General features: G+C 70.7%; 9 protein-coding genes. All 9 read left to right on the top strand.

Going from position 1 to position 11,995, the window contains the following annotated elements; translation table 11 throughout:
- The first annotated feature begins 50 nt into the window (after positions 1 to 50).
- The 9 genes from ABC337_RS08975 to ABC337_RS08935 all read left to right on the top strand — a co-directional run bounded on the left by ABC337_RS08975 (position 51) and on the right by ABC337_RS08935 (position 11,995).
- Entirely contained in the window at positions 51 to 1,196 is a 1,146-nt protein-coding gene (locus ABC337_RS08975; protein ID WP_412884266.1) for a GmrSD restriction endonuclease domain-containing protein, read from the top strand.
- A 72-nt stretch (positions 1,197 to 1,268) separates the two neighbouring features.
- On the top strand, positions 1,269 to 2,453 hold the full coding sequence (locus ABC337_RS08970) for an NAD(P)/FAD-dependent oxidoreductase (RefSeq protein WP_412884267.1): 1,185 nt from the start codon (positions 1,269 to 1,271) through the stop codon (positions 2,451 to 2,453).
- 4 nt (positions 2,454 to 2,457) lie between these two features.
- Entirely contained in the window at positions 2,458 to 3,333 is an 876-nt protein-coding gene (locus ABC337_RS08965) for an RNA polymerase sigma-70 factor (RefSeq protein ID WP_412884268.1), read from the top strand.
- Between the two features lie 170 nt (positions 3,334 to 3,503).
- Positions 3,504 to 4,820 (top strand): ABC transporter substrate-binding protein, encoded by a 1,317-nt coding sequence (locus tag ABC337_RS08960; RefSeq protein ID WP_412884269.1) that lies wholly within the window; start codon positions 3,504 to 3,506, stop codon positions 4,818 to 4,820.
- Between the two features lie 41 nt (positions 4,821 to 4,861).
- A complete protein-coding gene (locus ABC337_RS08955; protein ID WP_412884270.1) occupies positions 4,862 to 5,815 on the top strand; it encodes a carbohydrate ABC transporter permease in 954 nt (317 codons plus the stop codon).
- Positions 5,812 to 6,759, top strand: coding sequence for a carbohydrate ABC transporter permease (locus ABC337_RS08950; RefSeq protein ID WP_412884271.1), 948 nt, complete (start codon positions 5,812 to 5,814; stop codon positions 6,757 to 6,759). The genes ABC337_RS08955 and ABC337_RS08950 overlap by 4 nt, the downstream gene beginning before the upstream one ends.
- Before the next feature lie 2 nt (positions 6,760 to 6,761).
- Complete coding sequence (locus ABC337_RS08945; RefSeq protein WP_412893222.1) at positions 6,762 to 8,834, top strand: beta-galactosidase; 2,073 nt, start codon at positions 6,762 to 6,764, stop codon at positions 8,832 to 8,834.
- A 47-nt stretch (positions 8,835 to 8,881) separates the two neighbouring features.
- The gene (locus ABC337_RS08940; RefSeq protein ID WP_412884273.1) at positions 8,882 to 9,676 is read left to right on the top strand and encodes a DeoR/GlpR family DNA-binding transcription regulator; all 795 of its coding nucleotides are present in this window, start codon (positions 8,882 to 8,884) and stop codon (positions 9,674 to 9,676) included.
- A gap of 69 nt (positions 9,677 to 9,745) precedes the next feature.
- A complete protein-coding gene (locus ABC337_RS08935) occupies positions 9,746 to 11,995 on the top strand; it encodes an alpha-galactosidase (RefSeq protein WP_412884274.1) in 2,250 nt (749 codons plus the stop codon).

Raw genomic sequence — 11,995 nt, 5'->3', positions numbered from 1 at the left:
ACGGCCTTTCGCGGCCACGCATCAGGCAGCACACCGGGGGAAGCAGGATCATGGGCAGGAACGACGACGGCGCAGGCGCCGCAGCCAAGGGACGCCGCGGCGTCATCGACTGGATCGCCTGCGGAATTGCCGGCCTGGTGCTGGTCTCCACCACCGCGTGCGGCGGGCCCGCCCCGGCGGCCGCAGACGCCGTCCCGGCAGCGGTCCACACCACCGCCGCTACCAGCGCGTCCCCGACCCCGACCGCCACGCCGTCGCCGTCGCCGTCCGCGGACCCGGACAACCCGCTGGACCCGGACACCGTCCCGGCCGTCGGCGCCGCCGGGGCCACGGCACCGCACGGTCAGCCCGCCTTCGCCAGCAAGGCCCTGGACGTCCTCGCCACCCTGCCCGTCAAGGGCCGCGCACCCAAGACCGGGTACTCCCGCGACCAGTTCGGCCAGGCCTGGGCCGACGTCGACCGCAACGGCTGTGACACCCGCAACGACATCCTCCGCCGCGACCTGACCGGGACCGCCCTGAAGCCGGGCACCCACGACTGCGTGGTCCTCTCCGGCGCCCTGAACGACCCCTACACCGCGACGGCGATCGCCTTCGTGCGGGGCAGCAGCACCAGCTCGGCGGTGCAGATCGACCACGTCGTGGCGCTCAGCGATGCCTGGCAGAAGGGCGCCCAGCAGCTCAGCGCGGCCCAGCGCCTCGCCCTCGCGAACGACCCGCTGAACCTCCTCGCCGTCGACGGCCCCACCAACACGAAGAAGAGCGACGGCGACGCCGCCACCTGGCTGCCGCCGAACAAGGCCTACCGCTGCGAGTACGTCGCCCGGCAGGTCTCGGTCAAGGCCACCTACTCGCTCTGGGTCACCCAGGCCGAGCACGACGCCATGGCCCGGGTGCTGGGCGACTGCCCCGGCGCCCTCGCCCCGACCAACGAGCAGGCGCCCGCCCCGGCCGCGGCACCGCCGGCCCAGGCAGCACCGGCGCAGCCGGCTCCCGTCCAGCCCGCTCCCGCACCCGCTCCCGTCCAGCCCGCTCCCGCACCGGCGCCCGCCGCCGTCGTCCCCGCGGCCCCCGCCACCGCGTACTACGCCAACTGCACGGCCGTGCGGGCCGCCGGCGCCGCTCCTCTCCGCCGCGGCCAGCCCGGCTACAGCAGCAAGCTGGACCGCGACGGCGACGGTATCGCCTGCGAATAACCGCCGGCTGTCACATCCGGGGCGCCGGCGGTGTCTGGTGTTTAACAACGGTTCTTCGGACAGGAGTTAGACATGGCAGCACAGCGCGTTCTCATCCTCGGGGCCGGCTACGCCGGCGTCATGGCCGCCAACCGGCTCGCCGGCCGCTCCCCGGCGTTCCGGGTCACCGTGGTCAACCCGGCGGCGGACTTCATCGAGCGGATCCGGCTCCACCAGGTGGCCGCCGGGACCAGGGCCTCGGCCGCCGTTCCGCTCGGGTCCCTCCTGAACCCGGCGGTGGACCTGGTCCGGGACAGCGCCGTGCGGATCGATCCGGCCCGGCGGCTGGTGCACCTCGCCGGCAGCCCGGCTCCCCTGGCCTACGACGCGCTGCTGTACGCCGTCGGCAGCGGCCACGCCCCGGCCGCACCCGGCACCGGGGACGACGCCGGCTTCGGCGTCCGGGACGCCCCTTCGGCCGCCCGGCTCCGGTCCCGGCTGCGCAGCCTGGCCCCCGGCAGCACCGTCAGCGTGGTGGGTGCCGGGCTGACCGGGCTCGAGCTGGTTGCCGAAATCGCCGAAAGCCACCGGCACCTGCGCCTGCGCCTGGTGACCCGCGGGGTGGTGGGCGGGGACCTGACGCCCTCCGGCGCGCGTGCGGTCCTGGCCCGGCTGGCACGGCTCGGCGTCGAGGTAGTGGAGAATACCGACGTGCGGTCCTGCGACGAGTCCACCCTCACCACCTCCGGCGGCGCGGTCCTGCCCTCGGCCTGCACCGTCCGGGCGGCCGGCTTCGCGGTGCCGCCCCTGGCCCGGGACAGCGGCCTGCCCACTGACGCGCAGGGCCGGCTCCTGGTTGATTCGTTCCTCGCCTGCCCGGACCACCCGGGCATCTTCGGCGCCGGGGACGCCGTCAAGGTCGCCGGTCCGGAGGGCCGGCACCTGCGGATGAGCTGCGCATCGGCCCTGCCGCTGGGCGCCCAGGCCGCGGACGGCATTGCCGCCCACCTCGACGGAGGCGGGCCCTCCCCGGTGTCCGCAGGCTATCTGCTCCGCTGCCTCAGCCTGGGCCGCGGCGCCGGCCTCATCCAGCCCGTCACCGCCGGGGACCACCCCCGCGGCCCGGTGCTCCGCGGCCCGCTGGCCGCGCTGGCCAAGGAACAGGTGTGCCGGATGACGGTGTCCTGGCTCCGGGCCGAGTCACGCCGGCCGGGCTCCTTCACCTGGCCCCGCGGTCCGCAGGCGGCGTTGCCGGAACCCGCCGCCGGGGTGCGGTAACGCCATGGACAGCCACCGGACCTTCGCCGAACACCGCCCGCTGCTGTTCACCATTGCCTACGAGATCACCGGCACGGCCGCGGATGCCGAGGACGTGCTCCAGGAGAGCTACCTGAAGTGGTCCGCCGTGGATCCGGACGGCATCGACAACCCCCGGGCGTACCTCGCCACCATCGTCACCCGCCAGGCGCTGAACACCCTGCGGAGTGCACGGCGGCGGCGCGAGGACTACGTCGGCCCCTGGCTGCCGGAGCCGGTGGCCACCCTCCCTGACGTCGCGGACGACGCCGTCCTCGCCGACTCGCTCTCCTTCGCCATGCTCGTGGTGCTCGAAAGCCTCTCCCCGGACCAGCGGGCCGCCTTCATCCTCCGGGAGGTCTTCGACTTCCCCTACGAGGAGATCGCCGGGGCGACGGGCAAGACGCCGGCCGCGGTCCGCCAACTGGTCCACCGCGCCAAGGACCACGTGGCCCGGCGCACCCCGCGCTACGACGTCGACGCCCGGGACCGGAAGGACGTCACGGACCGCTTCGTCGCCGCCGCGATGGGCGGCGACGTGCAGGCCCTCATGGATGTCCTGGCTCCCGGAGCCGTCCTGCTCTCCGACGGCGGGGGCAAGGTCTCGGCCGCCCGCCGCCCGGTGGTGGGCGCGGAAAACATTGCCCGCTTCCTGCTCGGCCTCGCCGGCAAGCCGCTCCCTGACATGCGGCTGGAGCCCGCTGTCCTGAACGCGATGCCCGCGATCGTCATCTCCAGCGGCGGCCGCGCGGACCTCGCCGTCGTGATCGAGACCGACGGCGGACACGTCACCGGGCTGTACCTGGTACGCAATCCGGACAAACTCGGCGCCGTCGCGTCGGTCCGGCACCTCGGCCGCTAACCGGCTCGACAGCCCCACCGCCCCCTTGCGTCCCCCGGGCAGACCTTCAGCATGTTCCCAGCACGTAACAAAATGTGCTTTTTTGCCTGTTGACGTTCCTTATTGTGCGATTATGATGAATAATCATGTGAGCTGCTTCACACCACCCGCACTGTTTCAAAGGAGAAATCATGACCATGCACGAAGACGCTCTGCGCCGGGCCTCCAGCCAGGGCGGGTGGGACCGCCGGACGCTGCTGAAGACGTTCGGTGCCGGCGCCGTCGCCTTCGCCGGGGCGCCCCTGCTCAGCGCCTGCACCGGCGGCAGCGGACCCGCCGCCAGCGGCAACAAGGCGGTCACCTTCGGTTCCGGTTCGTCCGACGAGGTACCCAAGGCCGCGTACAAGGCCGTCACCGACGCGTTCACCAAGAAGTCCGGCATTGCCGTCACCACCAACACGGTTCCGCACAACGACTTCCAGAACAAGATCAACACCTACCTGCAGGGCAGCCCCGACGACACCTTCACCTGGTTCGCCGGCTACCGCATGCAGTACTACGCCGGCAAGGGCCTGCTCGCCCCGATCGACGACGTCTGGGAGAAGATCGGCGGCAACTACTCGGACGCCATGAAGAAGGCCTCCACCGGCGCCGACGGCAAGATGTACTTCGTCCCGAACTACAACTACCCGTGGGGCTTCTTCTACCGGAAGAGCCTCTGGGCCGAGAAGGGCTACGAGGTCCCCACCACGTACGACGCCCTCCTGGCCCTCTGCAAGAAGATGCAGGCCGACGGGCTCATCCCGATCGAATTCGCCGACAAGGACGGCTGGCCGGCCATGGGCACCTTCGACTACCTGAACATGCGCCTGAACGGCTACCAGTTCCACATGGACCTGACCGCGCACAAGGAATCCTGGGACCAGAAGAAGGTCAGCGACGTCTTCGACACCTGGAAGGCCATGCTGCCCTTCCAGAACCCGAACGCCCTCGGCATGACCTGGCAGGACTCCGCCAAGAACCTTGGCGACAAGAAGTCCGGCATGTACCTGCTCGGATCCTTCCTCACCCAGCAGTACACGGACAAGACCGTGGCCGCGGACATCGACTTCTTCCCGTTCCCGGAACTGGCGATGGAAGGCCGCGACGCCGTCGAAGCCCCCATCGACGGTCTCCTGCTCTCCAAGAAGGGCGGCCAGAACCAGTCGGCCAAGGACTTCCTCGCCTACCTCGGCACCCCCGAAGGCCAGGACGTCTACGCCTCCGTGGACAGCTCCAACATCGCCACGGCCAAGGGCTCGGACACCTCGAAGTTCACGCCGCTGACCAAGAAGATGGCGGACGTGATCACCAACGCCAAGAGCATCAGCCAGTTCTTCGACCGTGACGCGCTCCCGGCCATGGCGAACAACGTCATGATCCCCGCGCTGCAGTCCTTCATCAAGGACGGCAACGTGGACGTCAAGAACCTGGAAGCCCAGGCCAAGTCCCTCTACGCCGCGCAGTAGCGCTGCCAGGGCCCTTTCATCGGCACTAAGGAAATGTTCTTGTGAGTACACCATCCAAAACGAGCCCCGCCGGGGCACGGCGTCCAGCCGCTGCCCGGGCGGGGCGGGTCCGCCGCCTTTCCGGCCGCGACAAGTGGGTCCTGGCCTTCATGGTGGGACTGCCCACCCTGATCCAGCTGGTTCTGGTCTGGATCCCCACGCTGCTTTCGGCGGCCCTGTCCTTCACCCGGTGGAACGGCCTGAGCCTGGACGACATCAAGCCGGCGGGCGTCAGCAACTACGACTTCATCGCACAGAACTACCCGCCGTTCTGGCCGGCCGTACAGCACAACGTGCTGTGGCTGGTGTTCCTGGCCGTGATCGCCACGCCGCTGGGGCTGCTGCTGGCCATCCTGCTGGACCAGAACATCCGCGGCACCCGGATCTACCAGAGCATCTTCTTCACCCCGGTGATGCTCTCCCTGGCCCTGATCGGCGTCATCTGGCAGCTGTTCTACAACCGGGACAACGGTCTGTTGAACTTCCTGCTCGGCACCGCCGGCACGCCCCAGGCCGTCGACTGGTTCGGTGACTCCGGCGTGAACATCTGGGCCGCGCTGATCGCCGCAACCTGGCGCCACGCCGGCTACGTCATGATCCTCTACCTGGCCGGCCTCAAGGGCGTGGACCCCACGCTCCGCGAGGCGGCCCAGATCGACGGCGCCAACGCCGTGCAGACCTTCTTCCGGGTGATTTTCCCGGCCATGCGTCCGGTCAACGTCATCATCATCGTCATCACCGTGATCGAATCCCTCCGGGCCTTCGACATCGTGTACGTCATCAACCGCGGTACCAATGGCCTGGAACTGATCAGCGCCCTGGTGATCCAGAACCTCGTCGGCGAGGGCCAGGTGATCGGCGTCGGCTCGGCCCTGGCCGTCATCCTGCTGGTCATCTCGCTGGTACCCATCACGTTCTACCTGTCCCGGGCCTTTGGAAAGGACAAAGAGGCATGAGTATCGCACAGCCTACGGACGCACGCCCGGCGGGCCGGGCACCGTCACGGCGCGGCGCCGCCGCGGGAGCCGGGAGCCAGAGCGCCGGCAAGCGCAACAAGCCCCGTTTCGGCCTCCACATCTTCCTGAGCGTGCTCGCGGTGATGTGGCTGATCCCCCTGGCCTGGACCGTCTTCACCGCGCTCCGGCCCAAGGCGGACACGGACAAGTACGGCTACTTCAGCTTCGGCGGGTCCTTCAACTTCGACAACTTCGTCCAGGCCTGGACCCAGGGCGGCTTCGCCCAATACGCCTGGAACTCGGCCCTGATCACCATCCCCTCCGTCATCCTGGTGCTCTTCTTCGCCTCCATGATGGCGTTCGCGGTCAGCCGGGTCAGCTGGAAGTTCAACGTCACCCTGCTGATCATGTTCACCGCCGGCAACCTGCTCCCCCCGCAGGTCCTCGCCGCCCCGCTGTTCGAGATGTTCAAGCTCCTCCCCCTGCCGTACAGCGTCAGCGACTCCGGCAGCCTGCTCAACACCTACATCAGCGTGATCGCCGTGGACACCGCCTTCCAGATCGGCTTCGTGACCTTCGTGCTCTCGAACTACATGAAGGCCCTCTCCCCGGAACTGACCGAGGCCGCCCTGGTGGACGGCGCCGGCATCTGGCGCCAGTACTGGGAGATCATCCTCCCCCTGTGCCGGCCGGCGCTGGCCGCCATGGGCACCCTGGAAGTCATCTTCATCTACAACGACTTCTTCTGGCCGCTGCTGTTCCTGCAGAGCGGTGACCGGCTGCCCCTGACCACCGCCGTGAACAACCTCCAGGGCCAGTTCCTCTCCAACTACAACCTCATCGCCGCCGGCGCCATGATCACCGCCATCCCCGCCCTGGTGATCTACCTTGCCCTCCAGCGGCACTTCGTGGCCGGCCTGACCCTCGGCTCCAGCAAAGGATAATTGTGGACAACAGCACCAAGCCCCCCAGGGCCTCCATCGACTACATCACCGCCCGCCTCGGCTCCGAGGGCGCCCCGCAGCTGGCCTTCGGCGGCGACTACAACCCGGAGCAGTGGCCGGAGGAGACCTGGGCCGAGGACGTCGCCCTGATGCGCGAGGCCGGCGTGAACCTGGTCAGCGTCGGCATCTTCAGCTGGTCCCTGCTGGAACCCTCCGAGGGCGAGTACGAGTTCGGCTGGCTGGACCGGGTCCTGGACCTGCTGCACGAGAACGGCATCCGGGTGGACCTGGCCAACGCCACCGCCTCCCCGCCGCCGTGGTTCAGCCACAAGTACCCGGAGTCCCTGCCCGTGACGGCCGACGGCGTGCGGCACAGCTACGGTTCCCGGCAGGCGTTCGCCGCCTCCAGCCCGGACTACCGCCGGGCCGCCGCCGCCCTGACCGAGCAGATCGCCACCCGCTACAAGGACCACCCCGCCGTCGTCATGTGGCACGTGCACAACGAGTACGGCTGCCACAACCAGCCCGACTACTCCGACGGCGCCGCCGCCGGCTTTCGGGTCTGGCTGAAGAACCGCTACAGCACCCTGGACGGGCTCAACGCCGCCTGGGGCACCGCGTTCTGGTCCCAGCGCTACTACGACTGGGAGGAGATCCTGCCGCCGCGCACCTCCGGCACCTGGGTCAACCCCACCCAGCAGCTGGACTTCGCCCGCTACTCCTCCGACGAACTGCTCGAGTGCTACAAGGCCGAGGCGGAGATCATCCGCTCCCACTCGGAGCACCCGGTCACCACCAACTTCATGGGCTTCAACATGGGCCTGCACCAGCCGGTGGACTACTGGCGCTGGTCCGAGCAGATGGACGTGGTCTCCAACGACCACTACCTGATCGCCGAGGACCTGCGGAACTACCAGGAACTCGCGGCGACGGCGGACCTCACCCGCGGCTGGGCGCAGGGCAAGCCCTGGCTGCTGATGGAACACTCGACGTCGGCGGTCAACTGGCAGCCCCGCAACATCGCCAAGGCGCCCGGGGAAATGCTGCGCAACTCGATGCAGCACGTGGCCCGCGGCTCCGACGGCGCCCTGTTCTTCCAGTGGCGCGCCTCCCGTGCCGGGGCCGAAAAGTTCCACTCCGGCCTGCTGCCGCACGCCGGGACGGAAACCAAGGTCTGGCGCGAGGTGGTCCGGCTGGGCCAGGCCCTGCGCAGCCTGTCCGAGATCGCCGGCTCCACCGTCACCGGCGCCTCCGGCCGGGTGGACGTCGCGATCGTTCACGACACCGACGCCCGCTGGGCCTCGGAACTCGATTCGCACCCCAGCGTGGACGCCTCCAACATCGCCGAGACCCGCCGCTGGCACGACGCCTTCTACCGGGCCGGGATCCCCACCGACTTCGTCCGCAGCACCGATGACCTCTCCGGCTACCGGCTGGTCATCGCCCCGATGCAGTACCTGATCACCGACGAGGGTGCCGCCAACCTGGACGGCTTCGTCCGCGCCGGCGGCCACCTGGTGGTGTCCTACTTCTCCGGTATCGTGGACGAAAATGACCACATCAGGCTTGGCGGCTACCCCGGCGCGTTCCGCGAACTGCTCGGCGTGCAGATGGAGGAGTTCTTCCCGCTCCGCGCCGGCGAGAGCGTCCCGCTCAGCCGCTTCGGCGCCGGCACGTACTGGAACGAACTGGGCCACGCCACGACCGCCGACGTGCTCTCCGCCGTCGCCCACGGCCCGGCGGCCGGATCCCCCGCGGTGACCCGCAACGTCGCCGGCAAGGGGCGGGCCTACTACGCCGCCACCACTCTCTCCCCCGAGGGGCTGCGCGAACTGCTCGCCGTCGTCTGCCCCGACGCCGGCGTCGCGCCCCTGGTCCCGGCCCTCCCGGCCGACGTCGAGGTGGTCCGCCGGGCCAAGGACGGCACGCACTGGACGTTCTGCATCAACCACTCGGACCGGGACGTGCACCTGCCGCTGGAAGGCTACGACGTCCTGGCCGACGCCGGGCTCGACGGCGGCCTGGGGCTTCCGGCCGGGGGCGTCGCCGTCGTCCGTTCCACCTCCCCGCAGTAGCCGCACCCGCCGGCCACCTCACCCGCCAACGCTTAGAAGGACTCCCGATGCTCGCCGCAGCCCGTCACTCAGCCATCCTCGCCGAGGTCCAGCGCGAGCGGATCGTCCGCGTCGCGGACCTCGCCAAGATGCTGGGCGTCTCGCTGATGACGGTGCGGCGGGACATCGAGGCCCTCGACGCGGCCGGCGCGGTGGAGAAGATCCACGGCGGCGCGAAACTGCCCGGCGGGGCCAGCACCCACGAGCCGGGCTTCGAGCTGAAGATGACCCAGCTCAAGGACGAGAAGATGGCCATCGCCCAGGAGGCGGCGGCCCAGGTCCGGGAGGGGATGGCGGTGGGCCTCAGCGCCGGCACCACCACCTGGGCGCTGGCGCAGCTGCTGACGGCCGGGCCGCAGATCACCCTGGTCACTAATTCGGTGCGGATCGCGGACACGTTCCACCAGAGTTCCTCCCCGTCCACCGTGATCCTCACCGGCGGCCAGCGCACCCCCTCGGACGCCCTGGTGGGGCCGCTGGCCACCTCTTCGCTCCGGCAGCTGCACCTGGACGTGCTCTTCCTGGGCGTCCACGGGGTGGACCCGGATGCCGGGTTCACCACCCCGAACGTGCTGGAGGCCGAAACGGACCGGGCCTTCGTGGCCGCGGCCCGGCGCGTGGTGGTCCTGGCCGACCACACCAAGTGGGGCACCCTGGGCATCAGCACCATCGCCGCCCTCGAGGACGCCGACGAGCTGATCAGCGACGACCTCCTGGGCACCGAGGCCCGGCGCGTCCTCGGCGAGCGCGTGGGCCGGTTGCGGCTGGCCCCCACGCACACCGCCGGAGCAGCCACCGGCTGAGCCGCTTCAACCCCCTATTCCCCCTACCTCCCTCTGAATCCCCGAAACCTGACGACGCCTGGAGCTGCAGTGAATAACCCGGACCTGAACCTTGCCCCGGAGAGCCGGACCCCGGCCACTCCGGCGGCGCCCGCGCCGCTGTACCTGCGCCGCTCCGGCACCGCCCTGCTGCTGGACTTCCGCACCGGCGAGCCCGCCCTGCTGCACTTCGGCGCGGACCTCGGCCCTGAGCTGCCGGACCTGTCGCTCCTGACGGACCCGGTGCCGCACTCGGCCCTGGACGTGCCGGTGACCCTGGGCCTGGTCCCGCAGGCCTCCTCCGGCTGGCGCGGACGGCCCGGCCTGCGCGGCCACCGCGGCGGCACGGCGTTCTCGCCCCGGCTGCGGCTGGTCTCCGTGGACGCGGATCCCGGCGACGGCGCCTCCGCGGTCCTCACCCAGACCGACCCGGACGTCGGGATCACCGTGCGCACCGAGCTCCGGCTCAACGACGGCGGGCTGCTGCAGCTACGCCACACCCTGGTCAATGACGGCGGCTCCCCCTACACCGTGGAGGAACTCGCCGCGGTGCTGCCCGTGGGCCGTGCGGCCGCCGAGGTCCTGGACCTCACCGGCCGCTGGTGCCGGGAATCCCACCCGCAGCGGCTCCCCCTGCAGCAGGGCACCTGGGTCCGGTCCGGCCGGCACGGCCGCACCGGCCACGACGCCTCACTGCTCCTGGCCGCCGGCACCCCCGGCTTCGGCTACCGGCACGGGCAGGTCTGGGCCGTGCACCTGGGCTGGAGCGGCAACCACGAGAGCTTCGTGGACACCACCGGCGACGGCCGCACCGTGATCGGCGCCTCCGAACTCCTCGGATCCGCCGAGGTCACCCTCGCCCCGGGCGAAAGCTACGAGACCCCGTGGCTGTTCGCCGCCTACTCGGACGAAGGCCTGGACGGCATCACCGCGGCGTTCTACGCCTGGTTTCGCGCCCGCCCGCACCACCCCACCGCCGGGAAGCCCCGGCCCGTGGTGCTCAACGTCTGGGAGGCCGTCTACTTCGACCACCGGCTGCCGGCCCTGCTCGACCTCGCCGCCACCGCCGCCGCACTCGGCGTGGAACGCTACGTCCTCGACGACGGCTGGTTCCGCGGCCGCCGGAACGACACCGCGGGCCTCGGCGACTGGTACGTGGACGAGGACCTCTGGCCGGACGGGCTGACCCCGCTGATCGACGCCGTCACAGGCCACGGGATGGAATTCGGCCTCTGGGTGGAACCGGAAATGGTCAACGAGGACTCGGACCTGGCCCGCGCGCACCCCGACTGGATCGCCGGACCCGCGACCGGCGCCGCCGGTGGGCCCGCTTCGGCCGGCCGGCTGCCCGAGCGCTGGCGGCACCAGCAGGTCCTCGACCTGGTCAACCCCGACGCCTGGCAGTACATCTACGACCGGCTCGACGCCCTGCTGAGCGAGAACCGGATCAGCTACCTCAAGTGGGACCAGAACCGGGACCTGACCGAGATGGGCCACGACGGCCGGCCCTCCGTCCACGCCCAGACCCGCGCGGTCTACCGGCTCCTCGACGCCCTGCGCGAGGCCCACCCGGACGTCGAGATCGAAAGCTGCTCCTCCGGCGGCGCCCGCGTGGACCTGGGCATCCTGGAACGGACGGACCGGGTCTGGGGATCGGACTGCAACGACGCCCTGGAGCGCCAGACCATCCAGCGCTGGACCGGGATGGTGGTCCCGCCCGAGCTGGTGGGCTCCCACATCGGCCCCACCCGCAGCCACACCACGGCCCGCACCCACGACCTGTCCTTCCGGGCCGTCACCGCCATGTTCGGCCACTTCGGCCTGGAATGGGACGTCCGGCACCTCGAACCCGCCGAGCGGGACGAACTGGCCCGGGCGATCGCCCTGTTCAAGGAGTACCGGGGGCTGCTGCACAGCGGCCGGATGGTCCGGGCGGACGAACCGGACCCGGCGCTGCGGCTGCACGGCGTGGTGGCGCACGACGGCGGGGAGGCCCTGTTCGCCCTGGTGTCCGTGGCCACCTCGTTCGCCGAAATCCCCGGCCGGGTCTGCCTGCCGGGCCTGGACCCGGACACCCGGTACCGGGTCGAGGCGGTCTACCCCGCCGCGACGGACCGCGGCGCCTACCTCCAGACGGCACCGCCGGGCTGGCTGGCCGGCGGCGTGGAAGCCACCGGCCGTTTCCTGGCCGGCTCGGGCCTGCCGATGCCGGTCCTGAACCCGGAGCACGGCGTGCTCCTGTCCGTCCGCCGGGCCGGCGGCGGCGCACCCCACAGCGGCACCCCGGTAAGGAACTCCTAG

Source organism: Arthrobacter phoenicis (assembly GCF_047238215.1).
Lineage (GTDB): Bacteria > Actinomycetota > Actinomycetes > Actinomycetales > Micrococcaceae > Arthrobacter.
The sequence above is the reverse complement of the archived record's forward strand: the minus strand, read 5'-3'. Positions and strand labels throughout refer to the sequence as shown.

What these genes read in the sequence shown, in the direction of transcription:
- ABC337_RS08975 (WP_412884266.1), top strand. Translation starts at nt 51, where the DNA reads ATGGGCAGGAACGACGACGGCGCAGGCGCCGCAGCCAAGGGACGCCGC.
- ABC337_RS08970 (WP_412884267.1), top strand. Translation starts at nt 1,269, where the DNA reads ATGGCAGCACAGCGCGTTCTCATCCTCGGGGCCGGCTACGCCGGCGTC.
- ABC337_RS08965 (WP_412884268.1), top strand. Translation starts at nt 2,458, where the DNA reads ATGGACAGCCACCGGACCTTCGCCGAACACCGCCCGCTGCTGTTCACC.
- ABC337_RS08960 (WP_412884269.1), top strand. Translation starts at nt 3,504, where the DNA reads ATGACCATGCACGAAGACGCTCTGCGCCGGGCCTCCAGCCAGGGCGGG.
- ABC337_RS08950 (WP_412884271.1), top strand. Translation starts at nt 5,812, where the DNA reads ATGAGTATCGCACAGCCTACGGACGCACGCCCGGCGGGCCGGGCACCG.
- ABC337_RS08940 (WP_412884273.1), top strand. Translation starts at nt 8,882, where the DNA reads ATGCTCGCCGCAGCCCGTCACTCAGCCATCCTCGCCGAGGTCCAGCGC.